We start from the raw sequence: 22,820 nt of genomic DNA, 5'->3' as shown, positions 1-22,820 counted from the left end.
CCAAATGGAATCACTCATCATTTCAATCTTCGTCTTAGGCTACTTGGCAATTACTTTAGAACACAATTTAAAGATTGATAAGTTAATTCCAGCATTAGCTATGATGGCAATGTGTTGGGCATTGATAGCATTTGGTATTGACGGATTTTCTAGTTGGTTTGATTCAGCTAAAGGTGCTTTAGTTGATGGATTTGCTGCGCTTTCTCATGAAGAGAAAATGCATTGGATGGAGGAAACACTTTTACATCATCTAGGTAAAACGGCCGAAATTTTAGTGTTCCTTCTTGGGGCAATGACTATAGTTGAGATTATTGATTATTTCAATGGTTTTGCTACTATTAAAAGTTTTGTAAGAACAAAAAGTAAAGTTAGATTACTTTGGATTTTTAGCTTTTTAGCATTCATACTATCCGCTATAATAGATAACCTAACTGCTACAATTGTATTAATAACCATTTTAAGGAAAATTGTTCTCCAAAGAGAAGATCGTATTTGGTTTGCAGGTTTAATTATTATTGCTGCTAATGCTGGTGGTGCATGGTCACCAATTGGTGATGTTACTACAACTATGCTTTGGATAGGTAAAAAAGTATCTACGGGTAATTTGATTATATATTTATTGATTCCATCATTGGTCTGTATGTTGGTTCCTGCTTTTTTTGCTTCAAGATTAAAAGCTTTTAAAGGAAAAATAGCTGACGTAGAAGACAATGAAGGAGAAGCCACAGCGCATGGTAAAATTATGTTTTATTTGGGGCTTAGTGCGATAGTATTTGTGCCAATTTTTAAAACAGTTACTCATTTGCCACCATATGTTGGTATGATGTTATCATTAGCAGTGGTTGCAACATTTGCAGAAATATATAGTAGAACTAAATTTAGTCTTACGAGTGTTGAGGGACAGCATGATCATGACGAAGAAGCGCATCACAGCCCAGTGCATGGTGCTTTATCTAAAATAGAAATGCCAAGTATATTATTCTTTTTAGGTATTTTATTAGCAGTAGCTGCTTTAGAATCTTTAGGCCAATTATTTGGTTTTGCTAATTGGTTACAAGATTCAATGCCAATGATGGGTACTGAATTGGCTGGAACCAGAGTTTCTGATTTAGTAGTTATGCTTTTAGGTGTTGGTTCAGCTGTGATAGATAATGTTCCTTTGGTTGCAGCAAGTTTAGGTATGTTCTCTGAACCTCTCGATAATCCTCTATGGCATTTTATAGCTTATTCTGCTGGTACAGGAGGTAGTATGTTAATTATTGGTTCAGCAGCCGGAGTGGTTGCAATGGGTATGGAAAAAATAGACTTTTTTTGGTACTTAAAAAAGATAAGCTGGCTTGCATTTGTTGGCTTTTTAGCAGGTGCAGTAGTCTTCATAGCAATGAGATCAATTATATAAAAATTTAACCCGAGAAACTTCTCGGGTTTTTTGTTTGTAACAAAACAATTTTCTACTCGTATTTTCGTTAAGAAATAGTATTCCCCTTAATTAGACAAAATTTATGTTTTTAAGTATTCAAGACGGAGCACAATCTGCTCAAGATAATCTAGAAGAAATTGTATCGGAAGAAAAGACATTATCTATTTATCAATTGATTATGGATGGTGGTTTAGGAGGGCAAATAGTAATCCTTGTTTTATTGGTTTTATTAGTCGTTGGTCTATATATCTATTTTGAACGCTTTTTTGCAATTAAAGCAGCTTCAAAAACCGATAAAAATTTTATGAATCAGATTAGAGATCATGTTTCTAACGGAAAGGTAGAAGCTGCTCAAATTCTATGCGCTCAAGCTTCTTCACCAGCAGCTCGATTGATAGAAAAAGGAATATCAAGAATAGGTAAACCTTTAGAAGACATCAATAAAGCAATTGAAAATGCAGGTAGTTTAGAAATTTACAAGCTAGAAAAGAATGTAAGTATTTTGGCTACAATTGCTGGAGCCGCGCCAATGATAGGCTTTTTAGGCACAGTGGTTGGTATGATTCTTGCCTTTCATGAAATGGCAACTAGTGGTGGTCAGGCAGAAATGGGGTCATTGGCATCAGGTATTTATACTGCGATGACTACAACAGTAGCAGGATTAATCGTAGGTATTATTGCTTATATTGCTTACAATCATTTGGTGGTTAGAACCGATAAAGTAGTGCACCATATGGAAGCCAAGGCAGTTGAGTTTTTAGATTTACTGAACGAACCAGCTTAATATTCTGGTATGAAATTTAAGAATAGAAATAAAGTAAGTCCTGAGTTTAGCATGTCATCAATGACAGATATAGTTTTCTTGTTATTGATATTTTTTATGCTAACGGCCAGTACTCCTAATGCATTAGATTTAATCCTGCCAAAGGCAAAAGGAAAGTCTACCAACACACAGCATATAGCTGTAAGCATTAAGAAAAATGAAAACTATTATGTTAATAATAAGCAAACAGCTGAAGGAAGTATTGAAGGCGAACTGAGAAAGTTATTGACAGATAAAGAAAACCCAACGGTATTATTAAGAGTAGAAGAATCGGTACCGATTGAAAAAGCAGTTTTGGTAATGGATATTGCCAATAGAAATAAATTTAAAGTAATTTTGGCAGTAAGACCAAAGTAAGATGGCATTTTTAGATACAAGACATAAAAAGAAATCGGCAGTAATAACAACCATAATCATGGGGTTATTATTGTTCCTCATTTTTACGTTTGGTATGACCTACCTAGATCCACCTGAGGAATTAGGTATTGCTGTTAATTTCGGAACTACAGAAGTAGGTAGTGGTAATATTCAGCCTACAGAACCTATAAAAGCTGCACCACAAGAAGAACAGATTGAAGAAACAGTAGAGGAGGAAGTTGTAGAAGAAGAACCTATCGAAGAATCTGTTCCAGAAACGGCAACGGAAAAAGTTGTAACTCAAGAATCTGCAGAGTCTATACGATTAAAACAAGAGCAAGCTGAAAAACGTAGGGTAGAAGAGGCGGCAAAAAAAGCTAAAGCAGAAGCCGAAAGAAAAGAACGTGCTAGAAAGCAAGCTGAGACTCGTAAAAAAGCAGAGCAAGATGCTAAGCGAAAAAAGTTAGATGCCTTAATGGGAGGTGTTAATAATTCAGATGGAACAGCTTCAGGCGGTGAGGGTAACGATAACCAAGCTGGTGATAAAGGGAATCCAAACGGAGATCCAAATGCTGGTGGTTATTATGGAACAGGCGGAACAGGCAATAGTGGTAATTATAGATTGAGTAACCGTAGAGCTGTTTCTAAGCCAAAACCAACATACGATTGTAATGAAGAAGGTAGAGTTGTTGTAAGTATATCGGTTGATAAATCGGGTAGAGTAATTGCTGCAACTCCAGGTATTAAAGGTACAACCAATTCAGCATCATGTTTATTAAGCAGAGCAAAAGAGGCAGCTTTAAAAACAAGATTTAATTCAGATAGTAAAGCTCCAACAAAACAGGTTGGTTCTATTATTTATAACTTCTCTTTATCAAATTAAATTGAATTACCAAGAAACTTTAGATTGGATGTTTTCTAAACTTCCGATGTATCAACGTCAGGGTAAAACTGCATTTAAAAAAGATCTAACCAATACACTTGCACTTGCTGAGCATTTAGTTAATCCGCACAGAAAATTTAAGAGTATACATGTAGCTGGTACCAATGGTAAAGGTTCTACCAGCCATATGTTGTCTTCTATTTTACAAGAAGCTGGCTATAAAGTTGGTTTGTATACTTCACCACATTTAAAAGATTTTAGAGAACGAATTAAGATTAATGGCAAGGTAATCTCAAAAGAAAAGGTTATTGATTTTGTAGAAAGTAATAATGCTTTTTTAGAAAAACAAGGATTGTCGTTTTTCGAAATGACTGTCGGTATGGCTTTTAATTATTTCGCTTTCGCGGAAGTGGATATTGCTATTATTGAAGTTGGCCTTGGCGGAAGATTAGACTCTACTAACATTATTACCCCAGAAGTTTCAGTTATTACTAATATAGGGTATGATCACACACAATTTTTAGGTGAAACATTACCAGAAATAGCCTTTGAAAAAGCAGGAATTATAAAAGAAAATATTCCTGTTGTTGTTGGTGAAAAGCAAGACGAAGTAAAAGATGTATTTACAAGAATCGCTAAAGAAAGAGACACTTCAATTACTTGGGCAGAAGATATAGAAGAAGATTTTAAAACGGATCTTTTAGGAAGCTATCAAGCTAAAAATGTAAAAACAGCTGTTGCAATTATTAATTTACTAAAAGAGTTTAAAGTTTCAGATAAAAACATCAAAGCTGGATTACTAAATGTAGTTAAGAACACAGGTTTACTCGGTCGCTGGCAGGTCTTACAAGAAAAACCAAAAGTAATTTGTGACACTGCGCATAACAAAGAAGGGTTAACGTTTGTTTTAAAACAATTACAACAACAAGAGTATGATAATTTGCATATTGTTTTAGGTGCGGTGAATGATAAAAACTTAGCTATTATTTTACCAATGTTTCCTACAAAGGCAACATATTACTTTTGTAAACCAAATATTCCACGTGGGTTAGATGAGAGGTTATTACAAGAAAAGGCCGAGGATTTTAACCTTAATGGTAATAGCTATAAATCTGTGAATGAAGCTTATAAAAGAGCTTTAAAAATTGCCAAAAAAGATGACCTTATTTTTGTTGGTGGTAGCACTTTTGTAGTAGCAGAGGTAGTATGATATTTTTTAATAAAATCTTTGCCAGAATTAAAAACTAAATTATATTTGCATCCGCATTCGGGCGATTAGCTCAGTTGGTTCAGAGCACTTGGTTTACACCCAAGGGGTCGGGGGTTCGAATCCCTCATCGCCCACGTCAATCACAATCCTGATACAATTTTTTGTATCGGGATTTTTTGTTTTCAATGGGCAAAGTTTGCTTTGCTAAAAATGAAACAAAAAATACAGTAAAAGCAAAGCTTTCTGAGGGATTGTATTTGCAGAAGAGGTTTCGTTGTGGGATCAATAAAATTAATCCCTCATCGCCCACATCAAATTTAATCCTGATACAGGTTTGTGTCAGGGTTTTTATTTTCTATGATTTGAGTGAGTTCAGATAACACAGAGCAAATTTAAAAATTTGACAGACTTCGCAAATAAGCATAAACCTTTAGAAAAGCTTATGTTTTATATTCGTTATTGGTTTTTAGCCTAGTTACTTAGCTTAATGATTTTTCCACCTTTCATTACGAAAATCACTCTCTGCAATTCAGAAATATCATCAACAGGATTTTTTTTTGTAGCAATAATATCAGCAAACTTACCTACTTCAATTGTTCCTATTTCTTTTTCTTTCATCAATAACTCTGCATTCACTTTTGTTCCTGCTTGTATGGCTTCCATGGGAGTCATTCCAAATTTCACAAACTCTTCAAATTCATTAGCAGCAAAATTTGCTGGAAAACCAACATTATCAGACCCTACACCTATCTTTACTCCCATTTTATGGGCTTTTCTTAACATCTCCATTCGTTTTTCTCTAAATTTCTTCTTTAATCGATTGGATTTAGAAAGTGCTTGGCTTTCAGGGACATTCTTACGAAAATAGGCACCAACTGATAATGTAGGAATGAGATAAGTGTCATGTTTTAAAAGTAAATCAATAGCTTCTGCATCAAGAAAGGTTCCGTGCTCTATGGACCGAGCCCCAAATTTTATTGACTTTTTGATGCCTTCTACGGCATGTGCATGCATCATTACTGGTATGCCTCGACGATTAGCTTCTTCTACAGCAGCAGTTATTTCTTTATCACTAAAATGAACATTTTTCGGACTATCGCCTGTGGACATAAATGCTCCTGTCACCAAAATCTTAATCCAATCACTACCATATTTAATTTCTTGCCTGATGGCTTTTTGGATCTCCTCTTCTCCATTCACAATCAGCCCATCTGCAATTATAGATTGCTCAGGAGCAATATAATTAATATCTCCACCGCCGCCGGTTATTGATAGATAATGACCTGCACCATAGATTCTTGGCCCCACAAAAAGGCCTGAATTGATAGCGTCTCTAATTTCAAATGGGGCATATTGAGTATCAGCGTCACCTGCAATTCGAATGGTTGTCCACCCCTCATTAAGCCAATCTTGAACCGTTTTTAAACCACGTAGTGCATTAAATGCTGAAGATCCTTTGATGTGATTTGTTTGGTATTGTTTTCCATAAATCAAAGGATGTACATGAACGTCTATTAATCCGGGTAAAACAGTATAATCACTAAGGTCAAGTGTCCTATATTCAGGTTTAATGATATTTTTTGTCCCAATCTCCACTATAGTTTCTCTTTCAATAATTAGTACCGCATTCGTTTTTATTTCATTATCGTTTCCAGTAATCAGCTTGCCACAAATAATAGCCGTTTTGTCTTGGGATTGACCGTATATTAAACAAGAAAAATTTAATATTAAAAGGAATAGTAGCGTCGTTTTTTTCATTTTTTTAAGATTAAAGCCAACATTTAGGATATAAACTCATTTTAATGGCTTATATCTACCGATAGCGAAGTTAGCCGAAAATGAATTAAGAATCAACTTAAATTAAAAATCCGCCCAAAGGCGGATTTAATAATAATATCTAAAACAGATTCTTAATACAATCTGTATTGTGGTGCTTTAATACCTTGCATACGCAATCCTACAAGCGCTTGTCCTCTATGATGAATCATATGATCTTTAATAAAGCTAAATGCTTTTTTCTTAGAGAACTCTGGTTGTTTAGGGTCAAAAGGCACTTTAAATGTTTCAGCCATTTGTTCTTTGCTCATACTCTTATAAGTATCTTTTATTTCTTTAAAATTAGCAGTAATGGTAGCGATACATTTTTCTTTATCTGCACCCATTTCTTTTTCCATTTTTGCAGCTTCCGCGAAAGCTTCTCTACTAGGCATTGGCTGTCCTTTTACAAACATGTCTAGTAAAAATTTAGAAGACATACCAATATGTGCCATTTGCTCTCCGAAACTTCTTACAGAATCATGAGGTTTAAAAGTGTATTTATCAGCTGGCATAGCTTCAGCCAGTTCAATTGTATACGATTTTGTTTCTTCTAAAAGTTCTAAAAATTCAACTTTTTCAATATCAAAATCTGTTGCCGCTTTTTTGGTAGTTACAAAGGCAAATGTGCTTACCACCACCACAGCAATCAAAAGATAGTTTGTTAATTTTTTCATCGTTTCTATTTAGTTTAAGTGAACTATAAATTTAAGAAATAATTCTTAAAAATAGATGGCTAATCAAAATTAAGACAGCGTGCTCAAATTGCATAGTTTTAGATTTCTTTGTATCATTACGTCACTTAAAATATACCCTATGAGCGACGGCGATAATATTTCTGAAATTAAAATAGAAGACCAAAAGGTAATTGAAAATAAAGAACTCAGTATTTGGGAAGCTTTAATTCCGGTTATTGCTTTGGTAATCATGCTGTTTTATAATGTGTTTTTTGTCTATGGAGACGACGCTTTAAGCGGAAGCAATCAGTTTATATTATTATTAGGAGCAGCAGTTGCCGCAATAGTTGGTTTTAGAAATAAAGTTTCTTACAAAAGGATGATTGAAGAAGTAGCCGAAAATGTAAAGTCTACAACTGGTGCTTTGCTTATTTTACTTATGGTTGGTGCTTTAGCTGGTACATGGTTAATAAGTGGTATTATTCCGTCTATGATCTATTATGGATTGCAAATATTAAATCCAACCATATTTTTAGCAGCTTGTGTTGTTATTTGTGCTATTATTTCGATAGCTACAGGTAGTTCTTGGACGACCGCTGCCACAGTAGGGATCGCTTTGATAGGTATCGGTAATACTTTAGGAATATCATTAGGTATGACGGCTGGAGCTGTACTTTCTGGAGCTTATTTTGGCGATAAAATGTCACCTTTAAGTGATACTACAAATTTGGCACCAGCAATGGCAGGAGGTGAACTATTCGACCATATTAAATATATGGCCTATACAACAATACCAACCATTACAGTTACTTTAATTGTCTTTATTATTATTGGTTTGACTATTGAGACTACAGGTAGCCCAGATATTTCAGATAAATTAACAGCAGTAGATAGTGCTTTTAATATAACGCCTTGGTTATTTATAGTGCCCATTATTGTAATAGCTATGATCATTAAAAAAACGCCACCATTAATTGCTTTAATGATTGGTACTTTGCTAGGTGGCGCTGCTGCAATTATTGCTCAACCTGATATCGTAGCTAAAGTAGCAGGTGCAGATTCTTTAAATTTCACTTCTGCTTATAAGGGAGTGATGAACGCAATGACAGTTGATTCTGCAGTTGAAACTTCTAGCGCAGAATTGAACGATCTGTTTTCTGCTGGTGGTATGAAAGGAATGTTAGGTACCATTTGGTTGATTATTTGTGCTATGGTTTTTGGTGGTGTTATGGATGCTATTGGAGCACTAACAAGAATAACAGATGCTTTATTAAAACTAGCAACTACTACCTTTGGATTATTTGCAAGTACAGTGGCAAGTTGTTTGGCATTAAATGTTACAGCTAGTGATCAATATTTGGCATTGGTTGTGCCTGGTAAAATGTTTAAAAAGGCTTATGAAGATAAAGGCCTAGCACCAGAAAATTTAAGTAGAACTTTAGAAGATTCTGGTACTGTAACTTCAGTTCTTGTGCCTTGGAATACCTGTGGAGCATATCATAGTGGTGTACTCGGAGTTCCGGTAGTTGATTATGCTTTTTATGCAATATTTAATTGGTTGAGTCCATTTATGACGTTATTATTTGCTGCTTTTCATATAAAAATTAAGCAGTTGACTACAAAAACGGCTGTAGCTTAAATAAAGAAATTCCAGACAATTCCGAAACGAAAAACTAAATCTCTATACGGATAATTAGGAGCCGAATAATAATCATTATTACTACCCAAGCTAGAGTTAAAATGTTCTAGTTTAAAATACAAACGTGTACGTTGTATTTGAGCATTGATAAAGAAATCAAATACAGGATAACCACCAATTTCTTTTTCATTTTGTAAATGAAATTCTGATAAAACAGGGTTATAGGCATTTGCAAAATGCTTGGTAAAGTAATTAAAGGTAACTCCTGCCTGTAAATAAAGCGGATCGCCCTTAAATAAATGATCAGCAAAGTAGACGGTATTTCTAGTAACAAATTCTGGTACTCTAAACATAGATTCACCATTTGCTACTTTTTGATACATTATAGTATTGTCGAAACCAAACTTACCTATTTGTAGATCTTTAGAAACCTTAATTTTTAAGTAATTAATAGTCTCAGATGCTTGTAGCGGAGTAGTTTGGCCATCATTAACAGCTTCACCAAAATAGGTATAATTGTCTAGTTGAGTAATCTGCGCTGAGGCATTTAATAATTTATCAGATCTTAGATCAAATATTAAACTTCTGGTGATTTCATTTCTGAAGTCATTTTTCCAGTTATAGGCAGCATAACTACTTTGATTTAATAAAAAATTAAAGTTTGGTGAACGGTTATTGTTTAAAAGAGTTGCTGTAAAAGTAAATAAACTATCTTGAGCGTAACTTGCTGAAGCTTTAATATAATTACCTGTAAGATCTCCAGAAACAATAGTAGAGATATCTGCGTCTATATTGAATTTCTTTAATCGGGTTTTCCATTCACCACCAATAGCTATAGTATTCCCGTTAAGGTTGGCAGGTATCTGATTTCCGTTAATAGTAGTTACACTATTATACCCATGTTGAAAATCGTAATAGTCGGTTTTAAATTTTACTTCACCTAAAACTATGGGCGATTTTAAAGCTAAATACGCTTGCCCTTTAAAAATAGTGCTTTCTAACTGATCGTTAATGGTAGATTTAAATGATGTACCAAAACCGCTATAAGCATTAGTTTGTCTATAATCGTAATGTTTACGTTCGTAATTTAAAATATTACCAACCTTTAAATACGTTTTGGGATTGTTTAAAGAGTCTTTTCGTTGCCATATTTTATAATCGTGTTCTAAAAAATATCGATTTCCTCGAAGAAGGTTTTCGGCATCGTTAAAGTTTGTTTCTAATCGGGCACGATCTGTAAAATTAGGATCATCGGTTTCGAAATTTGTAATTGACTCAGTTGTTAAACCTCCATTCTCATCATTAGTAAGGTCTTGAGCAACTACATGTGCTCTAAAATTATAGGCATTGTTTTTTGTTTGGTAATTAGTGGTTAAACGCATATTGCCATGGCTACTTAAAGATGTACGATATTTACCTAAAGAACGCAATCCTTTATAAGCTATAGAAAAATTTAAACGTCTAGATGTGTTAAAAGTAAAGAGGGCATCTAAAAACTGTCCTTGTTCTAAACCAGACTTATATGCTAATTCTGTAGTGGGTGTAGCTACGTGATAGTAATTAATATCTTCTGTTTCATAAAAATTAAAATGTTTGGATCGCGCACCAAATGAAGGATACAATGAAGTTTGATTATAAGTATATCCTAAATTATTAAAAGTTTGTCCTTGATTATGAAAGGGTTGTATTTCGAAATTATCTTTACGGATAAAATTGAATTGATGATATTTTAATTGAGATAGGGTAGTATCTACATAAGTGGTGTCGTATTTATACGAGATTACTTTATAGTCTTTGTATGTTGTTTTACCTGAAAGGTTTATTTTTTGTTCTTTAGGATTTCTTAGCGTATCGTTTTGTTGAAAATCACCAAAATTACCCGAATCTCTAGGGTTTCTTGGTACAATTTGAGCAAATGAAAAGTAGGTGGTTAGTAAGAAAAATAATACGAAAACCGATTTTTGCATACGCCTAATAATAGGTTAGCAAAGGTAAACTATTTACTTTAAAAATTTTCCTAAAAATTAAACCTCAATTTTAACATTTAGGCTATTTTTGAGTTGATGTTATTGCATAATTTTTCAGGTTCTAAATTAGAAGTTGGCACCGATGAGGCCGGTCGAGGTTGCCTTGCTGGGCCAGTAGTTGCGGCAGCTGTAATTTTAACAGAAGAATTTGGTCATCCTTTTTTAAATGACTCAAAACAGCTATCTGAGAGGCAGCGTTTAGAGTTAAAACCTTTTATAGAAGAGCACGCATTGGCCTTTGCGGTAAATTTTGTTTGGCAAGAAGAGATAGATACGATTAATATTTTGAATGCATCTATAGCCGCTATGCATAGATCAATCGAAGGATTAAATATAAAACCTGAGTTCATTATAGTAGACGGCAACAGATTTAAAAATTATAAAGAGATACCACATAAAACTATTGTAAAAGGAGATAGTAAGTATTTAAGTATTGCTGCAGCTTCTGTGTTGGCGAAGACGTATCGTGATGAGTATATGCAAAAGATTCACAATGAATTTTCTGGGTATAATTGGAAACAGAATAAAGGTTATCCTACCAAAGAACATCGTGAGGCCATTAGAACTTTAGGTGTTACTTCTCATCATAGAAAATCATTTAGACTATTACCCGAACAATTATCCTTAGAATTTTAACAGGTAAAACCCCTATGAGAATTAGGATTTTTCCTCTTGATTACTAATGTCTTTATGAGCTACTTTTGAATAAACTAAAAAGGCATGAAAATTTCTATCATTTTAATAGCATTAATCTTTATAAATATGTTTGCATTGGCTACTGAACCAATAGCAAAAATGTTAACTGGCACAAATATTTGGATTTTACTAATCATCGAAACATTATTTGTTATATGGTATTATTTTAATAATTTGAGTAGAAATACAGAAAAATATAAGAAATAATATTGGTTTACTATATTACCAATTTAATTAAAGCTAATAATTCTAATATTTAATAAAGTGGTATTTGCAATATAAGTTTTGTGCCTAAAGCTTTATCGTTATTATCTACCAAATCTTTATAGGTTAAAGAAAATGTATTTTTAAAATTCTTTACAAAATTTTCAAGCCTTTCTCGCGTAAGATTTATACCGATAGATTTACGATGAATTACTTTTTTTGATTTTATTTTTGCAGATTCTTTTCTGCCAATTCCATTATCTTCTATAGATATTTCAACAAATTCATTGTTTGCTTTATTTACAGAAATAAGCACTTTTTTGTCTCCTTTTTTAGAAGATAATCCATGCCAAATAGAATTTTCTAAAAATGGTTGCAATACTAAAGGCGGTACTTTAATTGTATCTAAATTGATTGAAGGATCAACAATGATTTCATGTTTAATTTCGTTAGAAAAACGAATATTTTCAATACTCATGTATAAGTTCATTGTTTCTAATTCTTCTGCTAGACTTATTTCTTTAACAGAAGAAGCGTCTAGAATTTTTCGAATAAGTTTAGAGAATTTATTTAAATAATGAACGGCGTTTTTTTGCTCATTATTTATAATATAAAGTTTAATGGAGTTTAAAGCATTAAAAATAAAATGAGGATTCATCTGGATACGAAGTAAATCCTGTTCTAAAGTTAGAATTCGCTTTTCGTTTTTTAATAAACGTTGCCTGTATAAAAAGTATAGAACAACCCCTAAAAGAGTTAATGCAATTAAGCTGATTAACCAAATATTCTTATTTTTTCTTAGACTTAAATTGGCAATTTCATTTTGCTTTGCTAAAACCTTTATTTGATTGTTTTTCTTTTCGCTATCATATTTAATGATGAGGTCATTTACGTATTGTGTTGTACGTTCATCAGAAATTTTTTCATCATACTCTTCAGCTAGCTTATAATAGGCAAGACTACTTTTATAATCATTTCTTTTAGCAGACAATTCAGACAAATGTGTGTAGGCCTCTGAAATAGATGTAGATATGCCATATTTTTTGGCTATTTCTAAACCTTTTTTAAGGTTTTTTTCACCCAAAATGAATTTTCCTAATTCTGTATAGGCCCAGCCTAGATAAATATATTGGGTAGATAAATAATCATTATTTCCAAGATCTATTGCAATTGGTAAGCTCGAATTAATAACTTTTATAGCTTCCGATGGTTTATTTTGTTTAATGTTGATACGAGCAATGCTTCCGTTACAAATAACTTTACCTATTTTATTATTTATTTGTTTATTAATTACCAATGAACTCTTATAATGAGTTAAGGCCTCATCTAAAAGTCCATGTTGCTCTTTTGCATAACCAATATTTTGATTGTTGATAGCTAAACCGAGTCGGTTATTGATACTCTTTTCAATTGTTTGAGACTTATTGAATTGCTGTATAGCAAGATCATATTGCTTTAATAGTAAATAAATATTACCCATACTATTGTGGGAAACTGCAATACTTCTACGCAACCCTAGATTAGGATTTTTAACAGTTTCAGCTATAGCTAATGCTTCCTGATTATAATCTAAAGCAGTACGATTAGCATCCATTTTACGATAATCAACACCAAGCATATTTAAACTAAAAACTCGAAACTCAACACTTTTAGCTACTTCAGCAGCTTTTAATGCTTGTTGATGAATTTTTATGGCTTTTTGATACTCTGAAATATTGCGGTAACGAGTTCCTAATAAGTTTAGCACATATGATTTACCAACCAAATACCCACTCTCATCAAATCTTTTTATGAAATAACGTAATTTAATAGTATCATTTCTAAAGTACCTTAAGAGATTATTCATCTCTTTGTATGTACCAGGTCTGGTAATTAATAGACTGTCAGCATTTTTTATATAATCATGTTTCTTTTTCTGAGCATTAACTGTGCTTAGAATACTAAGAGAAATCAATATAAAACAAATACTTTTTTTCATTACAATTAACCATTAAAATTTACCTAAAAAATCAGACTTTCGCTGTCGAGATACCGGTATTTTCTTATTATTCTCTAAAATTACATACCCATCAGTTTTTAGAAATTCTTTGACTTTATCTAGATTAACTATATATGAGTTATGTATTCTAAAAAAATGATCTTTTGGTAAAATTTCACAGACTTCTTTTAACTTTTTAGTAAGTACAATTTTTTTATTATTATTTAAATGTAATGTAGAGTAATTACCATCAGATTCTGCATAATGAATATCATTGGGTTCTAAAAAAACCAGTTTACCATCAGTATTAATAGTGATTCTTTTATGGTTTAATTTTTCATTAAAATTTAATAAGATTCGCTCAAACTTATCAGCATTTGTAATTCTAGAATTAAATTTTTTAATTTTCACAATAGCATCTTTTAAATCATCTCCATCTATTGGCTTTAATAAATAATCGATAGCTTCTTTTTTTAATGCTTTAATTGCATATTCGTTATATGCAGTTGTAATAATAACAGCAAAATCCTTTTTATTAATCTGTTCTAGAAATTGAAACCCATCCATTGTTGGCATTTCGACATCTAAAAATAGACAATCTATATCGGCATCCTTTATATAATGTAAAGCTTTTTCAGGTTCAGTAAAAGTTGCTACAACTTCTAACTCATCACTAAAATTAGATAGCTCCCAAGACAGACCTTGTATCGCTTTTGGTTCATCATCTATAATTACAGCTTTTAACATTTAGGCATGTTTTTATCAAATGTAGTGTAAAGACACATATACTCTATAATGTCATGTATGCTTTGTGCTAATTTAAGTATAATTGGTTGATATAAATAGATAATTAACAGAGCAGTGGTTTTCACGGAAAACTATACATTATTTTATACCAGTTATACAATATATGTTTGTTTGCATGATATGTTTTTAGATTTTTGAACTGAAATTGTTTAGAGATAAAGTAAGCTATGATTTAGAGTTATTAATTGCAAAGAAGAAGACTATAATTGCTATGAAAAAGAATTATCTTCAATGCTATTATAATAAAGGGGATTTTTCCCCTTTTTTTGATTTGAACATCAACTTAGGTTATAGTTTTTGTAGCTTTGTAAGTAACCCTTGCTTGATCTGTAATAAATTACTGAAGAGTAGTTTACTTAATATTACTTATTCCTTAATTAAATTGTTTCCAAAATAAACAGATATGAAACCTTCTTTTAAAATTATTTTTAGCCTATTAGTATTGATATTTGTTTTTCCAATACAAGCTATAGAAGCCCAAAAGAAAACCAAAAGATTAAAGCGCCCTTCAACCAGTGTTGGCATTGGTAGTGTTGATAGGTTTGTTAGAGAGTCATTTGATCTATATGATAAAGTTTACAGGTATGATAGTTATGCTGAGTCAGGAAAATCTTTAGAAGATGATGATCTTGAGATACTAATTGATGCGGTTGAAGATGCCGAAGGTATTTTAGCCACAGCTCCTAATGCAGTATCTGATATTGATGGAGCAGGTATTTTAAAGCAGGGTAAGGCTACATTACAAATGAATAGAGCTAAAAAAGCTTTAAAATATAGTTTAAAAACTGCTAAAAAATTAATCACTGGAAAGAAAAAACAAGGAAATGATTCTGGTGAGAATGAAGATGTAGCAGAGAATGATTCCGATAATTCAAATTCTTCAACTAACGAAAATAATTCAAATAATAAAGATTCAAATAAGCCAAAAGATTTAAAAATAGATAGCAAGTTTGATTTTGTTCCAGGTGATAAATTGTTGTTTTATGATGATTTTTCTAATGATTTTTTGGGTGATTTCCCATCAAAATGGAATACTAATAGTGGTGGAGAACTAGTTAAAATTAATGATTCTCAAAATAAGTGGCTGAAAATTCTCCCAGGATATAATTCATTTTATATTCCTGATTTAGTCAATTTGCCTGAAGAATTTACTGTTGAATTTGATGTCATTTCAAATGGATTAGATAATAAAACATCTTCACAAGCAAATTTAGGGGTCATAATTGCTGATAACAATACTTTTCAAAACACAAATAATTATGCTTTTGTTGAATATTCTTTTTGTCAATATGCAGGAATAGGGATTACTGTAGATAATCGAAAAAACAATAAGAGAGAAATTAGGAATATTATTAAAGTAGATATTAGAGAAAAAGTTATAAAAAAACATCATGTTTCTATTGCTGTGAATAAACAACGATTAAGAATGTGGATAGGTCAAACAAAATATGTAGATGTACCAAGGTTAATACCAGAAGGTGTAAAGATGCAGAGTGTAAAAGTGAATTTGAGAGGTACAGACATCAATAAAGAAAATATTTATATAAGCAATTTTAAAGTAGCTGAGGGCGGTGTTGATTTAAGGCGTCAATTAATTAATGAAGGTAAATTCTCTACTAACGGTATTTTGTTCGACTCTGGTTCTGCAAATATTCAACCGCAGTCTTATGGAATTATTCGTCAAATATCACAAGCATTGCAGCAAGCGGGTGATATGCGTCTAAATATTATTGGGCATACAGATTCAGATGGCACAGATCAAGTTAATATGACTTTATCTAAAAAACGTGCAGATGCTGTTAGAGATGCACTCATTAATGTTTATAATATTTCTGGAGACAGATTACAGACAGAAGGTAAGGGAGAAAGTGAACCAGTAGGAGATAATAAAACAGCTGATGGCAAAGCACAAAATAGACGTGTAGTATTTATAAAAATTTAAAATAATATAATATGAAAAAGTTTTTTTTTAGGTTTTCAAAGATAGCCTTGTTTCTGTTTCCTTCTTTGATAATAGCTCAATTAAGTTGTAGTAAATATTATCAATTAAAAGAAGGCTCTAGTTATGAAATGAAAATGTATGATAAGAAAGATAAGTTGAGCGGAACTGTTAAATATCAAGTAAAAGAATCAACATCAGATAAAGGGACTATAGTTTCATCATTATACGATGATAAGGGTAAAGAAATTTTTAACTCAGAATACGATATTTTTTGTAAAGATGATGGTATAACTATCGATTTTAAATCTTTAATGAATGCTGATTTTATGAAGCAATACAAAGAAATGGAAATCGATATGACTGGAACTAATTTGGACATACCAAATAACTTACAAGTTGGACAATCATTACCAGATGCAAGTATGCAAGCAGTTATTAATCTTACCCCAATTAAAATGAAAATGAATATTAAAATGATTGATCGTAAGGTAGTGGGAAAAGAATTAATAACAACCTCTGCAGGTACTTTTGATTGTATTGTAATTTCTTATGTTACAGAGTTTAAAATGGGAATGAAACGCATAGGTACGTCTAAGCAATGGTTGGCTGAAGGTGTCGGTTTGGTAAAAACAGAAGAATATAATAAGAAAGGAAAATTGCAAAGTTATTCTATATTGTCTAGCATCAATTAAGAATATAGTATTATAAAAATATAAAAACCGAGATTATAATTTACATCTCGGTTTTTATTTAGATATATAGAATTCTACTAAATCTGAACTTTTTCTACAAATTCAGCTTCAAAAATTTGAGCAAAATAATTTAATATTTTTTGTTTTACTTCTTGTATGTCCAATTTTTCACCTAATTCAACTTCCATAGAAGTTACAGCTTTACCACGTATACCACATGGAATAATATGATCGAAATAACCTAAATCTGTATTTACATTTAATGCAAAACCATGCATGGTCACCCAACGACTGCTACGAACACCTAAAGCACATATTTTGCGAGCGAACGGTGTACCTACATCTAACCAAACACCTGTTTCACCTTTACTACGTTTACCTTTTAAACCATAATCAGCTAAAACCCGAATCATCGTTTCTTCTAAAAAGCGCATGTATTTGTGGATGTCGTTAAAGAAATTATCTAGATCTAGAATAGGATACCCAACAATTTGTCCGTAACCATGATAGGTAATATCACCACCACGATTTATCTTATGAAACGTGATGCCTTTTTCGTTAAGTTGATTTTCATTTAATAAGAGATTATTAAAATCGCCACTTTTACCAAGAGTGTAAACATGTGGGTGTTCAACAAATAAAAAGTGATTAGGTGTTTCTAAAGATAAATTTTCGTTTCTATTTCTACGCTTTATCTGAACTATAGCATCAAATAACTCTTCTTGATAGTCCCAAGTTTCTTTATAGTCTTTAGTGTCTAAATCTTGTAAATAGATTTGCTTCATTATTTCAACTTCACTTCAAAATTTAATAGAAATGGATTTTTCATAACGGTATCCATAGGCATTTCTACAATTAGTGTTTTTTTGTCATCACTAATCTTAGCACCTTTTATAGAAACACTTTTAATCTTACTATCAAAACGATAAATGATTTTATAAGTACTTTCATCAAATATTTGAGCTCCTTGTTTAATAGATTGGTCGTATTCTTTTTGCTCTTCTTCAGTCAGATTTTTAAGTGTAACTTTTCTTTTAAACGTATTGTTTTTAAAAGAATATTCTACATCTGCATTTGATTGAAAATTATTTTTCTGTTTCTTCTTATCACTCATTTCTTGAGCCTTTTGTACGCGCTCATTCATATTTTTAAGCTCAGTTAGATCTTTAAAATCAAATAGAAAATCCATATTCATTTCTTTCTTCTCTTCATCCATATTAATACGGATTTTTAAATCTTCTAGTGATTTAAGCATTTCTTTTTCATCGTCAGAAAGTTTAGCTATACTGTCCTTATTCTCAGAAAGGATATCTTTAAAATACATTATAGAATCGATCTTTTGAGGCTCTTTTTTTATCGAATCATTACTAGAACCCATTTCATCCATGGCCTCCATCATTTTACTCATATCCATTTTAAATGCATAAGTACCTGAACCATCTTTTTTTATGTGAATTTCTTCAGTAAATACACAACTGGTTATAATGATACTGATAAAGGCTAAAAGAAGATTTTTGATTTTCATAGTTTAGTTTTTTGGGTTATTTAAAATGATTAGAGCGGCAATAACACCAGGTACCCATCCTAATAAAGTTAAAATAAAAACAATTACTATAGAACCACAGCCTTTATCAACTACGGCTAATGGTGGACAAATAATGGATAACAGTACTCTAAAACATCCCATAAATAAACTACAAAGATAAATTAATTAAATTCAATATATACGTATTGTAAAGCCTGTAAATGTTACGTTTTTGCAGAAATCTTTTTTAAGAAGAGATTTTATACTAGTTTCGTAATGATGAAAATGAAGGTTCACATCTTACTATTAATTTTATTCTGCTCAGCGACTGCTAGTAATGCACAATATTTATTTTCTGGAACCGTAAGTGATACTAATTCTAATAGCACTGCTTATTTATCTTTAGTAGATGATTATAGAAGAATGTCTGGTGTTTATGAAGAACAGATTATTAGTAAGATTAAAATAGATTCGAACTATTTTGAGTTTTCGGGAAATAATCTGGATGTAGCGAATAGAATTTATAGAGTCCATATAGATGATTGTAATGATGATGAACTTAATACAAACCATTTTAATGGGAAATGTCCAACAAGCAGAGAAGTCATTTTTATTGCCAGTAATAAGGATACCATTGATTTACCAATTTCTTTTGAAGATCAGGTTTTTTGTAGTATTCGGTCAAATAGTAATCATTCAAAAGCTTTTTTTAAGATAGATTCTTTAAAAGAATTAATGACCTACGATTATAGTAGTTATCGCAGTGAAGCTAATAGAAAATTAAATGACAAAAAATGGTTTGCTGAATTGCAGCGATTTGGTGAGCAATTAAATGAACCTTTAGCTGAACTCTATATTTACAAGTTTTTATCAGATAGAAGTGGCGATTTATATTCACATTATCTTAAGGATGTAGTTTCAAATGATTATTATGATGGACTGTCGGAAAGATTAAATGATAAATATCCGAATAGCTCATATACAAAACAATATGAATTAGAATACACATCAGATAAATATGCTTTAGCGGCAACTGATAGAAGTAATTTTAAGTGGAAATATTTCTGGTACACTTTATTAGGCTTATCGCTATTACTAAACCTTTTCTTTTGGTTTCGACTTAAAAAAGTGAAAAATCTTAGACAATCAAATTTAAAAGACCAACTAACAAATCAAGAACAGAAAATTTTAGACTTGATCTTACAAAATAAAACAAACAAAGAAATTGCTCAAGAAATCTTTGTAAGTGTGAGTACAGTTAAAACACATATTAATAATTTGTACAAAAAACTAAATGTAGATTCTAGAGATAAAGTTAAATTGCTGTTTAATAAGTAATTGCTAAAAATCAATCTAGGGTCTAGTACTCATTTCCACCTTTCTTTTTTATTGAAGATAAGACTGTTTTTTGAAATTCGCTTCAAAAAATAATCTTAATTATGCGTAATCTATTTTTACTACTAGTTGTGACATTTTGGTCATGTACAAATCAATCTCAAAACTTAAATAATGAAATTATTGAAAAAGGTACTAAACCTTATCTCTTAGGAAAAATTGATAAAGAAGGATTATCATCCCAGAATTATCAAGATTGGTTTTTAACAGGTTATAACGAATATCAACCAAAGCAAGAAATTATCAATAAAATTTCTAAAAAGCTTAAAGAGTATGATATTCTATTGTTTATGGGTACATGGTGCGGCGATAGTAGAAGAGAAGTGCCAAAGTTTTATAAAGTGTTAGGAGCTGCTAATTACCCTTTAGATAAACTAACAGCAGTAGCAGTTAGCGCGAAACCTAATTTGTATAAACAAAGCCCTAATCATGAGGAAAAAGGGCTCAATATTCACAGAGTGCCAACCTTTATATTTTATAAAAATGATAAAGAAGTTAATAGAGTCGTAGAGCATCCTGTAACTACGTTAGAAGAAGATATTCTTAATATTTTAAACAATAATTATGAGTCTAATTATAGTGTTGTAGATAAAGTTAATAGTATTATCGATGATAAAGATTTTTATGATAAAGCTTTAAAAGCTCTACCAAAATATAAAGCAAAAAATATTTATGAATTAAACACTTATTCTAGAATACTTGCAACTACAAATAGAAGTGATAAAGCCATTGAAGTCTTAAAATTAAATACACAACTTTTTCCTAACGATGCTAAAGTTTTTATGAATTTAGCCAATACACACTATAAGTTAAATCAAAAAAAGAAAGCTTTATCAAATTACAATAAAGCATTTAAAATAAACCCTGAAAACAAGAACCTTAAAAATAGAATAGATCAATTAAAAAGTGAACTTTCAATTAGTAGTAATTAATTAGAATTTAGTGTAATTTTGCAGCTTTAAAATTACACTATGCAATTATCAGAACAAGAAATTGTAAGACGAGAGAAACTTATCAAAATACGTGAGTTGGGTATCGATCCATATCCCGCTAATTTATACCCTGTAAAAGATACATCTAATCAGATTAAAGATGCGTATGTTGAAGGTAAACAGGTAATAATTGCAGGTAGATTGATGAGTCGTCGTATACAAGGCAAGGCTTCTTTTGCTGAATTGCAAGATAGCCAGGGTAGGGTGCAAGTGTATTTTAATCGTGACGAAATATGTCTTGGCGAAGACAAAACCAAATACAATGAGGTTTATAAAAAGCTACTAGATATTGGTGATTTTATAGGTATTGAAGGTGAATTATTTAAGACACAAGTTGGCGAAATAAGTGTACGTGTAAAAGATTTTACCTTATTGAGTAAAACCTTAAAACCACTACCACAACCTCGTGTTGATGCTGATGGAAATGTATTTGATGCTTTTACAGATCCTGAGCAGCGTTATAGAATGCGTTATGTAGATTTAGTGGTAAATCCTGATGTAAAGGATGTTTTCATTAAGAGAACAAAAATTATGAATACGATTCGTGACTTTTATAATGCCATGGACTTTCTTGAGGTAGAAACACCAATTTTACAACCAATTCCTGGTGGAGCAGCGGCAAGACCATTTCAGACACATCATAATGCATTGAATATTCCTTTGTATTTAAGAATTGCGAATGAATTATATCTAAAAAGATTGATCGTTGGTGGTTTTGATGGTGTATATGAGTTTTCTAAAGACTTTAGGAATGAAGGAATGGACAGAACTCATAATCCTGAATTTACGGTTATGGAAATGTATGCCGCTTACAAAGATTATAATTGGATGATGGATACCACTGAGGAGTTATTAGAAAAGATAGCTATGGAGCTACATAATTCTACAGAAGTTCCTTTAGATGGTCATGTTATAAATTTTAAAGCTCCTTACAAACGCATCGGTATTTTGGATGCCATCAAAGAACATACAGGGTATGATTTATATAAAAAGAGTGAAGACGAGGTTAGAACGGCTGCTAAAGAGTTAGGTTTAGAAGTTGATGAAACAATGGGTATTGGTAAAATGATAGATGAAATTTTTGGTGAGAAATGTGAGCATACTTATATTCAGCCAACATTTATTACCGATCATCCTGTAGAGATGAGCCCGCTTACTAAAAAACATCGTTCTAAAGAAGGATTAACAGAACGTTTTGAGTTAATGGTTAATGGAAAAGAGTTGGCAAATGCCTATTCTGAGTTAAATGACCCAATAGATCAACGTGAACGTTTTGAAGACCAATTAAAATTATCTGAAAAAGGTGATGACGAAGCTATGTTTATAGATCAAGATTTTATAAGAGCACTAGAATTTGGCATGCCTCCAACTTCAGGTATTGGTATTGGTATTGATCGTTTAACAATGTTTATGACCAACAGTCATTCAATTCAAGATGTGTTGTTTTTCCCGCAAATGAAACCAGAGCGAAAAGCAGTAGCTATGACAGATGAGGAAAAAGCTGTTTTTACAATTCTAAAATCGAATTCACCAATAGATTTAAATACTCTTAAGACGGAATCTGGTTTAAGTAATAAAAAATGGGATAAGACCATTAAAGGTTTAACAAAGAATAATCTGGCTAAAGTAAATAAAACGGAAGAAGGCTTATTTGTTGAGGTGGTTGATTAAATGTATTTGTCATTCTGAGCTTTACGAAGTAAAGCGTAAGAATCTCATAATAAGAAAAGGAATTACA

General features: G+C 31.7%; 21 protein-coding genes and 1 tRNA gene. 14 read left to right on the top strand and 8 right to left on the bottom strand.

Annotated elements, in window-relative coordinates; genetic code table 11:
- Window positions 1–4: 4 nt before the first annotated feature.
- The 6 genes from nhaD (at window position 5) to AC3IF2_RS08195 (ending at window position 4,827) form a co-directional block, all read left to right on the top strand.
- Window positions 5–1,399 carry a sodium:proton antiporter NhaD gene (gene nhaD / locus AC3IF2_RS08220; RefSeq protein ID WP_489166589.1) on the top strand — a complete coding sequence of 465 codons (1,395 nt, stop codon included), beginning with the start codon at window positions 5–7 and terminating at the stop codon, window positions 1,397–1,399.
- A 103-nt stretch (window positions 1,400–1,502) separates the two neighbouring features.
- The gene (locus AC3IF2_RS08215) at window positions 1,503–2,204 is read left to right on the top strand and encodes a MotA/TolQ/ExbB proton channel family protein (protein ID WP_489166588.1); all 702 of its coding nucleotides are present in this window, start codon (window positions 1,503–1,505) and stop codon (window positions 2,202–2,204) included.
- A gap of 9 nt (window positions 2,205–2,213) precedes the next feature.
- Window positions 2,214–2,600, top strand: coding sequence for an ExbD/TolR family protein (locus AC3IF2_RS08210; RefSeq protein ID WP_489166587.1), 387 nt, complete (start codon window positions 2,214–2,216; stop codon window positions 2,598–2,600).
- A 1-nt stretch (window position 2,601) separates the two neighbouring features.
- Window positions 2,602–3,483, top strand: a complete 882-nt coding sequence (locus AC3IF2_RS08205; protein WP_489166586.1) for an energy transducer TonB — start codon at window positions 2,602–2,604, stop codon at window positions 3,481–3,483.
- A gap of 1 nt (window position 3,484) precedes the next feature.
- Window positions 3,485–4,693 (top strand): bifunctional folylpolyglutamate synthase/dihydrofolate synthase, encoded by a 1,209-nt coding sequence (locus tag AC3IF2_RS08200; protein ID WP_489166585.1) that lies wholly within the window; start codon window positions 3,485–3,487, stop codon window positions 4,691–4,693.
- Window positions 4,694–4,752: 59 nt separating this feature from the next.
- Window positions 4,753–4,827: transfer RNA gene (locus AC3IF2_RS08195), tRNA-Val, on the top strand.
- Window positions 4,828–5,164: 337 nt separating this feature from the next.
- On the opposite strand, the gene AC3IF2_RS08190 is transcribed toward AC3IF2_RS08195, so the two are convergent.
- Complete coding sequence (locus AC3IF2_RS08190) at window positions 5,165–6,289, bottom strand: metal-dependent hydrolase family protein (protein WP_489166584.1); 1,125 nt, start codon at window positions 6,287–6,289, stop codon at window positions 5,165–5,167.
- A 314-nt stretch (window positions 6,290–6,603) separates the two neighbouring features.
- On the bottom strand, window positions 6,604–7,185 hold the full coding sequence (locus AC3IF2_RS08185; RefSeq protein WP_489166583.1) for a DinB family protein: 582 nt from the start codon (window positions 7,183–7,185) through the stop codon (window positions 6,604–6,606).
- A gap of 139 nt (window positions 7,186–7,324) precedes the next feature.
- Here AC3IF2_RS08185 and nhaC point away from each other — a divergent pair, with 139 nt between their 5' ends.
- On the top strand, window positions 7,325–8,824 hold the full coding sequence (nhaC, locus tag AC3IF2_RS08180) for a Na+/H+ antiporter NhaC (RefSeq protein ID WP_489166582.1): 1,500 nt from the start codon (window positions 7,325–7,327) through the stop codon (window positions 8,822–8,824).
- Here the strand turns inward: nhaC and AC3IF2_RS08175 are convergent.
- Window positions 8,821–10,791 carry a putative porin gene (locus AC3IF2_RS08175; protein WP_489166581.1) on the bottom strand — a complete coding sequence of 657 codons (1,971 nt, stop codon included), beginning with the start codon at window positions 10,789–10,791 and terminating at the stop codon, window positions 8,821–8,823. The two genes, nhaC and AC3IF2_RS08175, sit on opposite strands and share 4 nt — an antisense overlap.
- A gap of 96 nt (window positions 10,792–10,887) precedes the next feature.
- Here AC3IF2_RS08175 and rnhB point away from each other — a divergent pair, with 96 nt between their 5' ends.
- On the top strand, window positions 10,888–11,487 hold the full coding sequence (rnhB, locus tag AC3IF2_RS08170; RefSeq protein WP_489166580.1) for a ribonuclease HII: 600 nt from the start codon (window positions 10,888–10,890) through the stop codon (window positions 11,485–11,487).
- 84 nt (window positions 11,488–11,571) lie between these two features.
- Window positions 11,572–11,754, top strand: coding sequence for a hypothetical protein (locus tag AC3IF2_RS08165; protein ID WP_489166579.1), 183 nt, complete (start codon window positions 11,572–11,574; stop codon window positions 11,752–11,754).
- 49 nt (window positions 11,755–11,803) lie between these two features.
- On the opposite strand, the gene AC3IF2_RS08160 is transcribed toward AC3IF2_RS08165, so the two are convergent.
- Window positions 11,804–13,729, bottom strand: coding sequence for a tetratricopeptide repeat-containing sensor histidine kinase (locus tag AC3IF2_RS08160; RefSeq protein WP_489166578.1), 1,926 nt, complete (start codon window positions 13,727–13,729; stop codon window positions 11,804–11,806).
- 12 nt (window positions 13,730–13,741) lie between these two features.
- Complete coding sequence (locus AC3IF2_RS08155) at window positions 13,742–14,476, bottom strand: LytR/AlgR family response regulator transcription factor (protein ID WP_489166577.1); 735 nt, start codon at window positions 14,474–14,476, stop codon at window positions 13,742–13,744.
- Between the two features lie 463 nt (window positions 14,477–14,939).
- On the opposite strand from AC3IF2_RS08155, the gene AC3IF2_RS08150 reads away from it, so the two are divergent.
- Both AC3IF2_RS08150 and AC3IF2_RS08145 read left to right on the top strand, forming a co-directional pair.
- Window positions 14,940–16,478 (top strand): OmpA family protein, encoded by a 1,539-nt coding sequence (locus AC3IF2_RS08150; protein ID WP_489166576.1) that lies wholly within the window; start codon window positions 14,940–14,942, stop codon window positions 16,476–16,478.
- A gap of 11 nt (window positions 16,479–16,489) precedes the next feature.
- Window positions 16,490–17,170 (top strand): TapB family protein, encoded by a 681-nt coding sequence (locus AC3IF2_RS08145; protein WP_489166575.1) that lies wholly within the window; start codon window positions 16,490–16,492, stop codon window positions 17,168–17,170.
- A 77-nt stretch (window positions 17,171–17,247) separates the two neighbouring features.
- Here the strand turns inward: AC3IF2_RS08145 and lipB are convergent, their stop codons facing one another.
- From lipB to AC3IF2_RS08130, 3 genes are read right to left on the bottom strand one after another with little or no spacing between them, the layout of a single operon-like run.
- The gene (gene lipB / locus AC3IF2_RS08140) at window positions 17,248–17,958 is read right to left on the bottom strand and encodes a lipoyl(octanoyl) transferase LipB (protein ID WP_489166915.1); all 711 of its coding nucleotides are present in this window, start codon (window positions 17,956–17,958) and stop codon (window positions 17,248–17,250) included.
- Window positions 17,955–18,695: a hypothetical protein gene (locus AC3IF2_RS08135; protein WP_489166574.1), complete on the bottom strand. Its 741-nt coding sequence runs from the start codon at window positions 18,693–18,695 to the stop codon at window positions 17,955–17,957. Before AC3IF2_RS08135 ends, lipB begins: the two co-directional genes overlap by 4 nt.
- 3 nt (window positions 18,696–18,698) lie before the next feature.
- Window positions 18,699–18,857, bottom strand: coding sequence for a YqaE/Pmp3 family membrane protein (locus tag AC3IF2_RS08130; RefSeq protein WP_489166573.1), 159 nt, complete (start codon window positions 18,855–18,857; stop codon window positions 18,699–18,701).
- 114 nt (window positions 18,858–18,971) lie between these two features.
- Here AC3IF2_RS08130 and AC3IF2_RS08125 point away from each other — a divergent pair, with 114 nt between their 5' ends.
- From AC3IF2_RS08125 to lysS, 3 genes are all read left to right on the top strand, one after another.
- On the top strand, window positions 18,972–20,033 hold the full coding sequence (locus tag AC3IF2_RS08125; RefSeq protein WP_489166572.1) for a response regulator transcription factor: 1,062 nt from the start codon (window positions 18,972–18,974) through the stop codon (window positions 20,031–20,033).
- Window positions 20,034–20,134: 101 nt separating this feature from the next.
- Window positions 20,135–21,022, top strand: coding sequence for a tetratricopeptide repeat protein (locus AC3IF2_RS08120; RefSeq protein WP_489166571.1), 888 nt, complete (start codon window positions 20,135–20,137; stop codon window positions 21,020–21,022).
- 39 nt (window positions 21,023–21,061) lie between these two features.
- The gene (lysS, locus tag AC3IF2_RS08115) at window positions 21,062–22,753 is read left to right on the top strand and encodes a lysine--tRNA ligase (RefSeq protein ID WP_489166570.1); all 1,692 of its coding nucleotides are present in this window, start codon (window positions 21,062–21,064) and stop codon (window positions 22,751–22,753) included.
- Window positions 22,754–22,820 lie beyond the last annotated feature (67 nt).

Source organism: Maritimimonas rapanae (genome assembly GCF_057837205.1).
The sequence above is the reverse complement of the archived record's forward strand: the minus strand, read 5'-3'. Positions and strand labels throughout refer to the sequence as shown.